This window comes from Hymenobacter mellowenesis, assembly GCF_030581005.1.
Taxonomy (GTDB): Bacteria; Bacteroidota; Bacteroidia; order Cytophagales; family Hymenobacteraceae; genus Hymenobacter; species Hymenobacter mellowenesis.
This window is the reverse complement of the sequence record NZ_JAUQSX010000001.1, coordinates 425,313-439,466: the sequence shown is the minus strand read 5'-3', so window position 1 is coordinate 439,466 and position 14,154 is coordinate 425,313. Positions and strand designations below refer to the sequence as shown.

At 65.9% G+C, this 14,154-nt stretch carries 13 protein-coding genes and 1 tRNA gene; 8 read left to right on the top strand and 6 right to left on the bottom strand.

The annotated features are described in order from the left end of the window. The first annotated feature begins 70 nt into the window (after positions 1-70). Positions 71-523, top strand: coding sequence for a Rieske (2Fe-2S) protein (locus Q5H92_RS01875; RefSeq protein ID WP_305009765.1), 453 nt, complete (start codon positions 71-73; stop codon positions 521-523). A 111-nt stretch (positions 524-634) separates the two neighbouring features. Continuing rightward, a tRNA-Asn gene (locus Q5H92_RS01870) sits at positions 635-708 on the top strand. Positions 709-1,107: 399 nt separating this feature from the next. On the opposite strand, the gene Q5H92_RS01865 is transcribed toward Q5H92_RS01870, so the two are convergent. Then, a complete protein-coding gene (locus Q5H92_RS01865; protein WP_305009764.1) occupies positions 1,108-1,254 on the bottom strand; it encodes a hypothetical protein in 147 nt (48 codons plus the stop codon). Between the two features lie 46 nt (positions 1,255-1,300). Further along, positions 1,301-1,438 (bottom strand): hypothetical protein, encoded by a 138-nt coding sequence (locus tag Q5H92_RS01860; RefSeq protein WP_305009763.1) that lies wholly within the window; start codon positions 1,436-1,438, stop codon positions 1,301-1,303. Positions 1,439-1,679: 241 nt separating this feature from the next. Here Q5H92_RS01860 and Q5H92_RS01855 point away from each other — a divergent pair, with 241 nt between their 5' ends. Next, positions 1,680-2,453 (top strand): DUF1223 domain-containing protein, encoded by a 774-nt coding sequence (locus Q5H92_RS01855; RefSeq protein ID WP_305009762.1) that lies wholly within the window; start codon positions 1,680-1,682, stop codon positions 2,451-2,453. Here the strand turns inward: Q5H92_RS01855 and Q5H92_RS01850 are convergent. Continuing rightward, positions 2,450-3,871 carry a chloride channel protein gene (locus Q5H92_RS01850; protein ID WP_305009761.1) on the bottom strand — a complete coding sequence of 474 codons (1,422 nt, stop codon included), beginning with the start codon at positions 3,869-3,871 and terminating at the stop codon, positions 2,450-2,452. The two genes, Q5H92_RS01855 and Q5H92_RS01850, sit on opposite strands and share 4 nt — an antisense overlap. A gap of 554 nt (positions 3,872-4,425) precedes the next feature. On the opposite strand from Q5H92_RS01850, the gene Q5H92_RS01845 reads away from it, so the two are divergent. From Q5H92_RS01845 to Q5H92_RS01835, 3 genes are all read left to right on the top strand, one after another. Next, the gene (locus Q5H92_RS01845) at positions 4,426-5,145 is read left to right on the top strand and encodes a GAF domain-containing protein (protein WP_305009760.1); all 720 of its coding nucleotides are present in this window, start codon (positions 4,426-4,428) and stop codon (positions 5,143-5,145) included. A gap of 155 nt (positions 5,146-5,300) precedes the next feature. Next, positions 5,301-8,129, top strand: a complete 2,829-nt coding sequence (locus tag Q5H92_RS01840; protein WP_305009759.1) for a PAS domain-containing sensor histidine kinase — start codon at positions 5,301-5,303, stop codon at positions 8,127-8,129. A gap of 5 nt (positions 8,130-8,134) precedes the next feature. Beyond that, positions 8,135-8,548, top strand: coding sequence for a response regulator (locus Q5H92_RS01835; RefSeq protein WP_305009758.1), 414 nt, complete (start codon positions 8,135-8,137; stop codon positions 8,546-8,548). A gap of 45 nt (positions 8,549-8,593) precedes the next feature. Here the strand turns inward: Q5H92_RS01835 and Q5H92_RS01830 are convergent, their stop codons facing one another. From Q5H92_RS01830 to Q5H92_RS01820, 3 genes are all read right to left on the bottom strand, one after another. Continuing rightward, the gene (locus tag Q5H92_RS01830) at positions 8,594-8,755 is read right to left on the bottom strand and encodes a hypothetical protein (protein WP_305009757.1); all 162 of its coding nucleotides are present in this window, start codon (positions 8,753-8,755) and stop codon (positions 8,594-8,596) included. 200 nt (positions 8,756-8,955) lie between these two features. Next, positions 8,956-9,399 carry a hypothetical protein gene (locus tag Q5H92_RS01825; RefSeq protein ID WP_305009756.1) on the bottom strand — a complete coding sequence of 148 codons (444 nt, stop codon included), beginning with the start codon at positions 9,397-9,399 and terminating at the stop codon, positions 8,956-8,958. Between the two features lie 47 nt (positions 9,400-9,446). Further along, positions 9,447-10,682, bottom strand: coding sequence for a cation:proton antiporter (locus tag Q5H92_RS01820; protein WP_305009755.1), 1,236 nt, complete (start codon positions 10,680-10,682; stop codon positions 9,447-9,449). A gap of 38 nt (positions 10,683-10,720) precedes the next feature. On the opposite strand from Q5H92_RS01820, the gene Q5H92_RS26600 reads away from it, so the two are divergent. Both Q5H92_RS26600 and Q5H92_RS01815 read left to right on the top strand, forming a co-directional pair. Then, positions 10,721-11,086 carry an integrase core domain-containing protein gene (locus Q5H92_RS26600; protein WP_369811105.1) on the top strand — a complete coding sequence of 122 codons (366 nt, stop codon included), beginning with the start codon at positions 10,721-10,723 and terminating at the stop codon, positions 11,084-11,086. 67 nt (positions 11,087-11,153) lie between these two features. After that, on the top strand, positions 11,154-14,141 hold the full coding sequence (locus Q5H92_RS01815; protein WP_305009754.1) for a sensor histidine kinase: 2,988 nt from the start codon (positions 11,154-11,156) through the stop codon (positions 14,139-14,141). Positions 14,142-14,154: the final 13 nt, after the last annotated feature.

Here is a 14,154-nt window from a genome sequence, read left to right as displayed (position 1 = left end):
TAAGCCACTTCGAGCGCCGAACTATTGGTGCTTGAAGTGGCTTATCGTTTTCCTGCTTAAATTAAACCTTATGAGCTGCTATTCCTGGATTCTCCCTGCCGCTGGTATTGCCTTAGCGCTGGCCAGCTGCGGTAGCAAAAACGACGACCAGCCGGCCATTCCCTATGCGCCGGTCAACCTGAGCATCAACCTCACCACGCAGGAATACAGCCGCCTGCGCGTCGACAATGGTGCCGTGACACTGCCTGTGAAAGGCCCCGCTGGCGACGGAGGCGTGAAGGGCGTGATTGTGGTGCGGCAAAATGCGAATTCTTATCTGGCCTTTGAGCGCAACTGCCCTTACCAGCCCTATAACGCCTGCGCTACGGTGACTTTAGACCGCAATTCACGCCTGTTTATGCGCGATTCGTGCTGCAATTCCCAATTTAATTTACAGGGCCAAATCACCGGTGGACCGGCCCCACGGCCGCTCAAGCAGTACAGTGTCAGCCAACAAGGCTCCCAACTCAATATTACAAACTGAGCGTCATTGGAAATTTTAAGAAAAAAAGTTGCAGTCGGCTTGCTTATCTTCAAAAGACGTTTGTAGATTTGCACTCCGAAACAACAACAACCGGGTTTCGGACTAGAAAAAGCTTCCTTAGCTCAGCCGGTTAGAGCATCTGACTGTTAATCAGAGGGTCCCTGGTTCGAGCCCAGGAGGGAGCGCTAAAAGGCCACTTACGATATCGTGAGTGGCCTTTTTAATTATTGCCCCCGGTTTTATCCGCAGTATAGGTGCGAGTCATTCGGCATCAAATTACTTGGAGCGAATGGCGGCGCGGCACTTGGTTTAGTGAATGTAAAGGTGGTTTGACTTTATGCTATATTTCAACAGCATGACCGGACCATTTCCCAACCAAGGACGACTACAAAATAGCAGCGCATTACCCAAACGCTTGTAAACTTATTGAGCGTGTATGACTTATGTCTGGTTTATTGAGTAAAATAAGCCACTATGTCACGTGGCACCTGCTCACGCTATATACCGCAGCTTCTTCAGCTTGGCCAAGCTAAGAAAGGAATATCCGACCAACTGGGCCACTTCTACTTAAGATGCTCCAGCCACTAAGTGCCCAGCGGTTGGCTGTCGGGAGCCGCGCCGGTGGCTGGGGGCAGCGGCTGGCAGGGGGGCTGGTCGGGGGCGGTGAAATTGGGGCCGCTGTCGGCGTGATAGGCGCGGGTGGCTACTCGGCGCTTCAGGTGGCCTAGCACGTGACGTGGTAAGCACCACGGGCCTTTTTTTGAGCAACTGGCGCTTTTATACGGGCCGGCCGGCGGCATGCTGGCCTTGAAAAGTGGGCGCGGTGTCGCTCACGGCCAAAGCCGAAATCATGAGGGAAACGGTTGGGGTTTGGGCCTGAGCAGCCAGGGTGCTGAGCAGCAATAAGCTGGGCATGTATTGCCGTTTTTTCGTAGCCGAAGTCAGCTAAAAGCCCACGCCAACCAGCGCGGCGCTCTACCAGATGCGCCGGCTCGTTCATCGCTACAACCCGTCTTTTCCCGCTGCGGGCCGACGTATACAAGATACCGTTAGCATACCTCGTCGTTCGCCACCTTTTTCGGACTAGGTGTAAGCACTTGCCAGCTGCCGCGTCTAGTCCTCTGGCACTCATCTTCAAATTCTTATTTCCCATTATATGGCACGCTCCCTAGTTATCCTGTTGCCCGTGCTCATCGTTGCGGCGGGCCTAGCTGAATCGAACACCCCAGCCGCCGGGCGTGTGCCGGTGGTGGTCGAGTTGTTCACCTCCGAAGGCTGCTCGTCCTGCCCAGCAGCCGATGCGGCCCTGCGCGAGTTGGAAACCGCCCAATCGGTGACCGGCGTGGAAGTTATCGCCCTGGGCCAGCACGTCGACTACTGGAATCGCCTGGGCTGGAAAGACCCGTTTTCCGCGCCCCAGTTCACCGAGCGCCAGCGCTGGTACGCGCAGGGCTTCAAGACGGGCAGCTACACGCCCCAGGCCGTCGTAAATGGCCGCTATGAGTTCGTGGGCAACCAGCGCAGCACCCTGGCCGAAACCGTCGCGAAAGCCGCCCAGGTGCCCAGGGCCACCGTCACGCTGGCCGCGTCCGCTCCCGGCATGCTGCGAGTCAGCGTGGGACAGCTGCCTGCTGGCACTCCGGCCGCCCGCGTCGAGCTGGCACTCACCGAAACCGGCCTTTCCAGCCAGGTAGGGCGGGGCGAAAACTCGGGGCGCCTATTGCGTCACGCGGCGGTGGTACGCGCCTGGCGCACGCTAGGCAGCGTAGGCGCCGATGGCACATTCACCGCGACCGCGCCGCTCAACCTGGATGCCGCCTGGAAAACCGCGAATCTGCGGGCGGTGGTGCTGGTGCAGGAAACCGGCTCGCACCACGTGGTGGGCGTGGCCAGCCTGCCGCTGGCCGCGGCTACTTCCGCGGCCAATTAGCCCCTTTCGTCGCGTTCAGCAACTTCCTCCCGCTCCGGGCGGGAAGTCAGTTTTGGCGCGGGCTGGTCGAGGGTTTCGCGCATGAAGCTCACTTTCAGGTGTTCATAGAGCGAGTGCGGGTCGATGAGCGAGGCTACGGCCTGCGCCATCATCCCGCTGAGCAAGAGTTGAAAGATGGCCGAGTGGCGGTCCGTCATTTCCAGTACCAGGATGGCGGCCGTGAAGGGCGAGCGCACCACGCCCGTCAGGAAGCTGACCATGCTCACCAGAATCAGCAGGTTGCGGTCTTCGAGGGGCACCGCGCCCAGCCGGCACAGGCCGTCGCCCAGGATGGCCCCGGCGCTGAGCGAGGTGGCAAACACGCCGCCCGCCCCGCCGCCGCTGTAGCTCAGAGCCATGCCCGCGAAGCGCGCCGGAAACAGGTACCAGGGCGTTTGGCTATCGTTGGCAAACAGCAGCCGGTTGATAATGGGCTTGCCCGTGCCCACGCCCTCCTGGCCCACCAGGTAGGCCAGCCCGGCCATCAGCAGGCCGCAGGCCAGCACCCAGCCCGCCTGCTGGCCGAAGCTGGCGAAACGCTTGCGGTAAGCGCCCAGCCACAGCAGCGTTTTGGCAAACAACGCTCCGGCCAGGCCGCATACCACGGCCACCAGTACCACCGTGGCCAGAATCCAGCCCACGTGGGCCGTCACCTTCGGGAAGCCCAGGTAGAGGTAGGGGCCCAGGAAGGCCTGGGCCGTGAGCCCGGCGATGATGACGGCCGAAAACACGGCCATCCGAAAGCGGGCCATGTGCATCTGGGTCAGCTCTTCGACCACGAATACGATGCCGCCCAGCGGGGTATTGAACGCCGCTGCCAGGCCGGCCGCGCCGCCCGTGACCAGGGCAATCTGGCGCGAGAGCTGCGGCCAGCCCGCCGGCTGTAGGCGGTTGATGGCCCGGAAAATGGCCGCTGAAATCTGGATGGTCGGCCCCTCGCGGCCAATGACGCCGCCGCCCAGCAGCAGGGCCACGCTGCTCAGTACCTTCATGATGGCCACGCGCAAGCTCAACAGATAGCCCACGCGGTGGTGCTGGCTGGGGGTCGATAGCTCGATGCCGGCCATCACCTGCGGAATGCCGCTGCCCCGCGCCGCCGGAGCCAACTGCTGCACCAGCACCCACGACACCAGAAAGGCCAGCGGCGTGAGCCCGAACGCCAGCAGCGGCTGGTGGCGCAGCCAGGCAAAGCTCAGCTGCTCGGCCCAGGCAAACAGCCGCTCGTAGACCACGGCCACCCCGCCCACCACCACCGACGCAAACCAGAACGGGAAGCTCTGCAAAATCAGCCGGCGCACCCGGTCGGTGTAGAGCCGACGGAGCAGGCGCTGGTCGAGCCAGGCGAGGAAGCGGGTGTAGCGGGAGGGCGAATCAGGCATTCAGGGGAATTTCGGTTGCAGGGACGCCAGAGTTTGGCGGCGGAGCCATTCCCTTGCAAGGTCGGCACTTTTAGGTGGGGGTTTGGTGAAAAGCGGGCCCCTAATTGAGCTCTCGCCTGCGCCGGGCACGGTAGTTGGTACTGCTGCCGTTGCCCCCGATGCGTGGCTTTTTCCTTGTTGGCTGGTGCTACTGGCCGGGCTGGCGGTGAGCCGGCCGTGGCCCAAACGCAGCTTCAACTTTTAATTGGAAACCAAGCTTCAGGCAGCCGTGCGGATGAAAATCCATTTTCCAGCCTTCGTAAATTTTCGTTACCCAAATACCCCCAAGAGCCTCCGCACCGCTGAGGCTTTTCGTTTCTCAAGCTGCGGCGGGTTGTTTGATTCGGGCTGTGAATGGGGCGAATTAGCAAAAGCAGTCCGGCTCCGTTCTTGAGAAAAAAGGTAGCCCGTTTTCTATTCACAATACCGGGGCCACCGAGGCACCTGCGTACCTGCATAACCTTTACTGTCGGGATTTCGTACGAGCCCGGTTATCTCTATTACGACTATTCTAAATGTCTTACTCCCATCTGGAGCCGCCCAATGAACAGGCCCGGCTCCTGATTATTCGGAAGTACCACGTTCCAACCGCCTTTCAAGAGCCCATCTTTCAGGAGTTGACCACGCTGGCCGCCCACATCTTTGGGTTGCCGGTTGCTTTTCTGTCGCTCGTCGACGGTGCGCAGGTAGATTTTCCGGCCACGCACGGCGTGCCGGACCTGCGGGTACTGCCCCGCGAGGCGGCGCTTTGCTCCATGGCGGTGCACCAACACGCCACGGTGGTGCTCAACGACATCAGTCAGGGCAGCGATTCGCCGCACTGGCAAACGGCGCAACGGTTTCGGATGGAGTTTTATGCGGGCGCGCCCCTGCTCATCGAGCAGCACTATGCTGTCGGGGTCATGTGTTTGAGCGACAATCAGTCGCGGGCCTTTACCAGCCAGGAAGAAGCTGTGCTGAATGAGCTGGCCGCCATTGCCAGCCAGGCCATCACCACGCGGTGGCAATACGTAACCGAAGCGGCAGGCGCACCCCGCTGGCCGGCCGTGCAACAATTGGCCATCGAGGACATCAACCTTTTGCGGGCTCTTATTCGCCGCCTGCGCGCCCAGTTTGCCGATGCCGCCCTCCACGTCGTGCAGCGGCGCCTGGTGAACTTGCGGGAAACCGTCGCCGGACTATCGGCGCTGCTGCCATCGGCGAGTATCCCGGTGCGCCCTCCGCTTGGCGCCTGAACTTGGTGGGGCGGGAGCGCCCTGCCTGGCGGGCGCCGCGGGTGATGGCTGCCTGACGGGTAATTTTGTTTGATTGTGAGCGTACTTCCGGCTCATTAGTATGTAGCCCGCTGCGGTAGCGGCTGCGGGTGTTCCGGCGCGAAGCCAACTTTCTTATGCTGAATCCCTCTGCGCCGGGGCTGCCGGCCGATGTGGCCCATCCCACCGGGCTGCTGCACACGTTGCTCACCATGTCCCTGACGGCCGTGGCCGTCCTGCGGCCGCTCTACGAGGCCGAAACGGCCGTCATCCGGGATTTTGCCTGGGTGCACCTCAACCCGGCCGGCCAGCAGATGCTCCAGCAACCGGCGGTGCCGGCCGCCTCGCTGCTCACGCTCTTTCCCACCGCGCAGGCCGATGGCGTATTTGCCAAGTGCTGCCAGGCCTTTGAAACGGGCGAGCTGCAGCGCAACCAGACCTACTACCGGGCCGATGGCCTTGACGGCTACTTTGTGCTCGTGGCCCAGCGCTACGAAAACCTGCTGGTCGTCAACTTCACTGATACTGCCAACTTTCCCCGCACCGACGCCGAAGAAGCCCTGCGCCAGAGCCAGGCCCGCGAGCAGCAAGCCCGGGCCGCGGCCGAGCGGGAGCGGGCTGACCTGGTGCGGGTGTTTGAACAGGCCTCGGTCGCCATTGGCTTGTTTCGTGGGCCCCATCACCTCGTCGAACTGGCCAATGAGGAAATTGGCCATATCCTGAATCGCCCGGCCGCTCAACTGGTCGGCCACCCCATTTTTGATGCGGCCCCCGACCTACGCGAACAAGGATTAGAGGCGCTGATGGACAGCACCTTCCGGGAGGGTACTCCCCACGACTTGCGCGCCGTGCCCGTGCTGATTGCGCGCACCGGCAGCCAGCGGCCTACCCAAGGCTACTTCAACATCATCTACCGGCCCCAATACGACGAGCACGGGCAACGCAGCGGGGTGGTTTGCCTGGCGACGGAAGTCACGGACCAGGTGCTGGCCCGCCAGCAGGTAGACCAGCTCAACCAGGAACTCGAAGCCCGCGTGCAGGAGCGGGCGGCCCAGCTGGCTGAGCAGCAGAACCTGCTGCACCAGATACTGCGCCAGTTGCCTGCCTTTGTGGCCACGCTCAGCGGCCCCGAGCACCGCTTTTCCTTCGCCAACGACCTCTACCAGCAACTCGTGGCCGGGCGGGCCACGCTGGGCGCGTCCGTGGCCGAAGCCCTGCCCGAGGTGGTCGAGCAGGGCTTTATCCAGGTGCTCGACCAGGTCTACGCCACCGGCCAGCCCTACCTGGGCCGCGAGGTGGCCGTCATTCTGCACCCGCCGGGCCAGCCCACGGCCCAGCACTACCTCGACCTGACCTACCAGCCCCTGACCGATGGGCAGGGGCGCGTGCAGGGCATCCTGGTCTTTGCCGTGGACGTGACCGCGCAGGTGCGCACCCGCCGCCAGGCCGAAACGCTGCAGGCCGCCATGCTGGCCGTGGCCCAGCGCAAGGCCCAGGAGCGGCAAGACCTCTACCAGGTATTCGAGCAGGCCCCGGTGGCCGTGGTGCTGCTGCGCGAGCCCGACCACCGCATCGACTACTTCAACCCGGCCTTCACGGAGCTGTTTCCCCCCGAGCCGGGCCACGACGTCCAGCGCGGCCTGACGCTGCCCCAGGCCTACCCACAGCTCCAACTGGCGAGCCTGGTCCAGCTGCTGGACCGCGTCTTCCGCACCGGCGAGCCGCAGGTGGTGCTGGACATGCCCCTGGCCGACTGGCAGCCCGGCAGCCCGCGCTTCGTGACGTTTTCCTACCAGCCCTACCGCGAGGAGGGGCGCATTGCCGGCGTGGCCGCCTTTCTCTACGACGTCACGGAGCAGGTGCTGACCCGCCGCCGGGTGGAGGAAGCCGCCACCGAGCTGCGCCTGCTCACGGCCCACGCCTCCGCGTTTCTCTTTCGTACCGACGCGGCCGGCCACCTGGTGTACCTCAACGACTCGTTCTTTGCCTGGACGGGCCTGGAGGCCAGTGCGCTGGCCACGCTCGATGAAGCCTGGGCCGCCGTGCATCCCGACGACCTGGCCGTGCAGCAGCCCCGCTTCGCGGCGGCCGTGGCGGCCGGCCAGCCGTGGCAGAGCACTCCCTACCGCTTTCGCCGCCACGACGGCCACTACCGCTGGATGCTCAGCCGCAGCCAGCCCATCGCGGGGGCCGACGGCCAGCTGAGCGGGTCGGCCGGCCTCACGTTTGACGTCCATGAGCAGGTGGAGCTTCAGCGCCAGCTGGAGCGCACCAATGCCGACCTCGACACCTTCGTCTACACCGCCTCGCACGACCTGAAGGCCCCTATCGCCAACATCGAGGGCCTGCTCGACGTGCTGAGCGAGTACCTGCCCCCCGACGACCAGGAGCCGATGGTGCCCCAGCTGATGAAGCGGGTGCGCGGGGCCATCGCCCGCTTCCAGCAGACGGTGGGCCACCTCACCGACGTGTCGTACCTGCAGCCCCAAACCGGCCCGGCGCCGGAAGAAGTGGACGTGGCCCGCATCATCGAGGACGTGCGCCAGGACTTGCTGCCCCTGCTGGAAGGCACCCAGGCCCGCCTGCTGCTGGAAGTGGCCGACTGCCCGCCCGTTCGCTTCGCCGCCAAAGACCTGCGCAGCATTGTCTACAACCTGCTCAGCAACGCGGTGAAGTACCGCGCCCCCGACCGCGCGCCCGTGGTGCACCTGCGCACGCGCTGCACCGCCCACCAGCTGGTGCTCGAAGTGCAGGACAACGGCCTGGGCCTGGACGCGGCCCAGCAGGGCAAGCTCTTCCAGATGTTCAAGCGCCTGCACACCCACGTCGAAGGCTCGGGCGTGGGCCTCTACATGATTAAGCGCTTGATTGAGAATGCCGGGGGCACCATTGCCGTCCAGAGTCAGTTAGGCGTGGGCTCCACCTTCACCGTCACGCTGCCGCAAGCCGGGTACAACGCCTTATAAAATAAATGAATAAGCTTCCGCATATCCTGCTCGTCGACGACGACGATACCACCAATTTCCTCAACGAGCTGCTCTTCAAAAAGCTCAACGTCACCGACCACGTCCGCACCGCCTATACCGGCGAAGAGGCCCTGCAGCTGCTCACCCAGGACCCGCCCTACGAGCCGACCCTGCTCATGCTCGACGTGAACATGCCCGGCATGGGCGGCATCGAGTTCCTGAATGCCTACCAGCGCCTGCCCCAGGCCCAGCAGGACGCCACGGTCATCGTCATGCTCACCACCTCCATGGATGCCCGGGACCTGGCCCGCCTGAACGACCTGCCCATCGCCGGCCTCATCAGCAAGCCGCTCAACCGCGAGAAAATCGAAACGCTGCTCCAGCTCCACTTTCAGCTGCAACTGCCGTCGGGCGAGTAGGCCGCGGGCAAACTGAGTTGGCCTCAAGTCGAAGCGGGCGTTCAACTAGCGGAGCAGCGGGAAAATCATCGGCAAAAAATAGGGTTGGGAGGCTTCAGTGGCCGATGTCGGCGCCGCATCTTGCAGGGCCACGCGCAGCGCGGGCAGCTCTTTGGGAAACTGAATTTCGGTGATGTCGGCCGGCAGGCTTATTTCGGTGGCAGCCATAAGCGTGTTTTCACCCGCATCATCGTCCGGCTGCGCAGCTCCAGCACGCTGCGCAAATGCTGTCGCGCCGCCGGCCCGATGCCAGCCATACGCTGGCCATCGCGGCGGCGGCCCGCAGCAGCTGGGGCAATACGTACAAAAACTGGGTCCAATGCGTGTGCGCGACGGTCGTAAAATACTGAAGAATAACGGATAGTGAACTAAGCAGCAGGCCCGGCAGCCGGCGCAGCGGCGCTTTCGGTTTTCAGCCAGTTGGCGGCTTTTTCCAGGTCATCAAACACGCGCACCACCAGGTAGTGCTCCAGGTCGCGCAACACTTCTTCGGTGTGCAGGCGGCGGGCTTGGCTGGAGCTGGGCAGCACGGCGTAGCGAATGATGGGCGGCGGCGGCGGCACGGCCTGGGGTAGCCATTCGGTCAGGAGCCACTCGCGGTCGGGGGCCGCAAAGGCCGAGGGCATGGCGCGGTGGTCGGCCAGAATGCCGGGCAGCGCGTGGCGGCTGAGCAGGTTGGCGGCGTGCACGTACAGGGCCCGCAACTCGGGGCTGCTCATCGGCTCGCCCGAAAAATGCAGGTAGGCGAAAGACTCGGGCACGAAGAGCACCGAGCCCACGGCGTTGGAAAAATAGAGTTGGGTGGGAAGCACAAGAAATGGGTTAGTACATAAAAATGAGAAGCCTGAAACCGGGGTATCTATCCCCGGTTCAGCCAGCTCAGCAGTTGCTTTAACGTAAGCCCCTGCACCACGGCCGAAAACAGCACCACGGCAAACGTCATGGGCACAAATACCTCCGGGTGCAGCGCCGGGGGCAAACCCAGCGCCAGGGCCAGTGAGATGCCGCCCCGCAGTCCGCCCCAGCTCAGAATGGCCAGCGTGCGGGCCGGCAGCTGCTTGGAGAGCCCCAGCAAGCGTGTGGGCACGGCCAGCGCTACGTAGCGCACCAGCAGCGCCAGCACCGCTGCCGCCAGCCCCAGGCCGAGGTAGAACGGGCTGAACCCCACCACCACCAGCTCCAGCCCCATGAGCACGAAGAGCACGGCATTCAACACCTCGTCCAGCGCCTCCCAGAACTTCTCCAGGTAGTCGCGCGTGGTGTCCGACACGGCCTCGCTGCGGCTCACGTTGCCGATGATAAGGCCCGCCACCACCATGGCCAGCGGCCCCGACACGTGCAGAGCGTGGCACAGCGCGTAACCGCCCATCACCAGGGCCAGCGTCAGAATTACCTCGGTCTGGAAGTGGTCGATGGTTTTAATTAGCCGGTAGCCCAAGTAGCCTAGCGCCGCGCCAGCCAGCAGCCCGCCCCCGGCTTCCTGCAAGAGCAGCAGCCCCACCGAGCCCGCCGTGGGCGCGCTGCCGGGCGTGGCAATTTCGAGCAGTGTCACGAACACGACCACCCCAAAACCGTCGTTGAACAGCGACTCGCCGGCCAGGTTGGTTTCAATCTTGGGGTCGAGGTCGGTGGTTTTCAGAATACCGAGCACGGCAATGGGGTCGGTGGGCGCGATGAGGGCCCCAAACAGCAGGCACGGCAGCAGCGCCAGTGGCGCGCCCGCCAAGTGCAGCAGGCAGTAAGTGCCCAGCCCCACCAGGCCCGTGGCCAGCAGCACGCCCAGCGTGGAATACGCCGCGATGCTGCGCCAGACGGCTTTTAGCGCTTCTGCCCGCACGTGCAGCGAGCCGGCAAAGAGCAAAAAGCTCAGCACCGAGCCCATCAGAAACTCGGTGAAATCGAACTGCACCAGTGTGGCCTTCACTTGCGCCGCGAAGCCCGGCACCACCTGGCCCACGGCCAGCACCCCCATCGCGGCCACTACACCCAGCAATAAAAACATAATACCCGCCGGCTGACGCAAAAAGCGGGCATTCAGGTAAGAAAACAGGCCCGCCAAGGTGAGCAGCGCGGCCAGAAAGGAGAATAAACTCATCCCTGCCTAACGTTGAACCAAGAAAGTGAGTTGGAAACTTGGCGCAACAACAGCAATGCTATCAAAGAGCACGTTGCTTGTGTTACACGACTCTGCTCCAACTCGGGCCACCAGTACACGGCCATCCGCTTCAAAGGCCTGATTGCCAGAAAACACGGGGCACTGCAAGCAGAAGCCGGCGCGGCAACGGCTACGATAATGCCCACGCCGAATCTTTCCGGAACCGATTCAAAGCCGAGCTACCCGACGGCGGCTACTTCCCCGTCCTCGCCGAGGCCAGGCTCGAAATCAGCCGCCCCATCGCCTGTTACAACGCGGAGCGGCAGTATTCTTCACCCGGCTATCTTGCCCTCAGCCGCTTCGAAACTCAACTCCAAACCAAGTCCCAGTTGTGTCCGGCTTAGCCAGACCGCCTTGCTATTGAAAGAAAATTGAAATCCGCATCCTGCTTTCTGACCGTACTTTGCTGCAATGAGACTGTGGCGCTTACTGCTGGGGATATTGGCGCTGCTGCTGCCGGGCTGGGCCGCAGCCCAAACCATGCCCGCTGCCGGCTGGCAGGCCGAGCCCGCCCTGGGCCGCCTGATGCTGCGCCGCCTGGCCCAGACGCCCGACGGCATGCTCTGGGCCGGCACCGACGAAGGCGTGTACCGCTTCGACGGCAGCCAGGCCATACCTCTCAACGCCCTGCGGCGCGGCGGCCCGGCCCTGCCCCCGGTGCCCTGCAATGCCCTGCTGGCCACTCCCGACGGCTGCCTCTGGCTGGGCACCGACAACGGCCTCTACCACTTTTCGCCCACCGGCACACTTAGGCGGCTTCCGCTTCCCGCCAGCGGCAGCCAAGCGGTGCCGGCCCTGGCGCTGGCTGCCGACGGCCGCCGGGTGTGGGTGGGCCAGGGCGGCACCGCCGTGCAGTCCTACACGCTGGCCGGGCAGCCCACCGGCCCGGTGCTGCCCGGCATGCCCGGCCTCAGCAGCGTGCTGCCCGCCCCCGATGGCAGCCTCTGGCTCAGCGGCGATGGCACCCGGCACCTGGCCGCTACGGGCCGGGTGCTGGGGGCCTGGGCCCACACCGGCCGCACGCTCCGGCCGGTGCTCGACCCCGCCGGCCACCCCTGGCTGCTCAGCGACCAGGCGGCGTACCGGGCCGGGGCCGGCGGGCGGCTGGAGGAGGTGCTGCGCTGGGAGCAGCCCGGCACCGGGCAGCCCGTGGAAGTGGTGCCCACAGCCGGCGCGCCCACCCTGCTCAGCCAGGGGGCGGTGCGCCAGCTGGCCTGGACGCCCGGCCCCGCCCCGCGCCCCCGCGTGCGCTTCGCCCTGGCCCTGCCGCCCTGGCCCACGGCCAACTGGAGCGGCCGCCTCTGGGCCGACCACGCCGGCCACTGGTGGGTGTTCGACACGGGCACGCGCGGGTGCTGGCAGCGCGAGGCCGCGCCGGTGTTCATCCGGGCGCTGGCGGGGCCGGGCGGGCGGCCCTACAGCGTGCGGGCCAGCGTGCGCCTGCCCGACGGCCGCCTGCTGGTGAGCAGCTACGAAACCGGTCTGCTCACCCAGGCCGCCGACTCGCCGCTGGCCCCGCTACGACGCTGGGCGGCCGCCATGCTGCCCACCGGCAACGCACCCGTGCTGCTGGCCGTGCTGCCCGGCCCGCGCGGGCCGGGCAGCGACTGGCTGGCGGCGGGGGCCTTCCCTTTCCTGCGCTTCAACCCCCGCACGGGCCGGTTTCAGAAACTGCCCGTGGCCGGCCAAACCGCCACCGACATCGGCCTGCGCACCCTGGTGCTTGACAGCGCCAGCGGGCGGGTGTGGGCCGGCACCCAGCAGGGTCTTTATTATTACGACCCCGCTGCCCAGGCCTACCGGCCCTACGCGCCGACGGGCCGGCCGCCGCTGGCCGGGCGAGTTATCGAGGACATCCGGCCCGATGGGCGGGGGCACCTGTGGCTGGCCACGCCCGAAGGCGTGGAGCACCTCACGCTGGCCACCGGGGCACGGGAAGTGTACGGCCCCGCCGCGCCCGTGCCGCGCCGGGCGGCCGTGGAGGGCGCCCGCTGCCTCTACCTGGCCCCCGATGGCCGCCTGTGGGTGGGCACGCGCACCCACGGGCTGGCGGTGGTGGAGGCCGATGGCCGCATCCGGGCCGCCCTGACGCCGAGCCAGGGGCTGCCTAGTGCCTCGGTGGCCAGCATATTACCAGGGCCGGGGGGCTTTCTGTGGCTGGGCACTTACCAGGGGCTGGTGCGCTACCAGCCGGCCACGGGGCAGCTGCTGGTATTCACCACGGCCCATGGGCTGGTGTCAGACGAGTTCAACGCCAACGCGGCCTGCTTAGACCCGCGCGACGGCTCGCTGCTGCTGGGCGGGGTGGCCGGGCTGCACCGCATTGTGCCCGGCCAGGTGCCCGCGCCGCCCGCCGCCCGGCCCCGCCTGCTGCTCACGGCCCTCACGGCCCTCAGCGCCTCGGCCGAGGCCAGCCGCACGCGCTACCTGCTGGGCACTGACGCGCCGCCCGCCCTGCGCCTGGCCCCCGAGCAGCCGCTCATCGACCTGCACCTGGCTCTGGCCAACAGCGCCGACGGCCGCCGGGCCCGCTTCGCCTACCGGGTGCGCGGCTGGCTGGCCGACCGCTGGCTGGGCCTGGGCACCACGCCCCGCCTGCGCCTGCAGGGGCTGCCGCCGGGCCAGTACACCGTGGAGATAAAAGCCGCCACAAGCCAGGGCGTGGCGGCCGCCAACATCCTGCGCCTGCCCCTGACGGTGAGCACGCCCTGGTGGAACCGCCCCGTGACCTGGGTGCTGGCCGCGCTGGCCGCCAGCGCCGCCGTGTATGGCTGGCAGCGGGGCCGCCTGCGCCAGCTGCGCCGCGAAAATGCCCTGCGCGCCCGCCTCGCCGCCGACCTGCACGACGAGGTGGGCACCTTGCTCACCCGCGTGACCATGCAGGCCGAGCTGCTGCGCGAGCTGGAACAGGGCCCCGCCCTCCGCCTCACGGCCCTAGCCGAAGACAGCCGCGCCGCCGCCAGCACCGTGCGCGACATCATCTGGAGCGTGGACGCGGAGGCCGACACCCTGGCCGCCCTCGTCGACCGCATTCGCGACCACGTGGCTGCCACGGCCCGCGCCACCGGCCGCGACGTGGAGTTCGACGGCGACGGCTTGCCGGCCGACGGCACCCGGGCCCTGCCCCCGGCCGTGCGCCAGCACACCTACCGCATTTACCAGGAAGCCCTCACCAACGCTCTCAAGTACTCGCCGCCCGGCAGCCTCATCGTGGTAGGCCTGCGCCTGACCGCGCTGCTGGAGTTGACGGTGACCAACGAAGTTGATGCAACCCTGCCCAGCTCCCGCGCCGGCCAGGGCCTGCGCAACCTGCGCCAGCGCGCCGACCTGCTCCGCGCCGAGCTGGCCGCCGGCCCCGTGCCCGGCGGCTGGCAGGTGCGCCTGCGCGTGCTGGTGTAGGCCGGATGGCCTT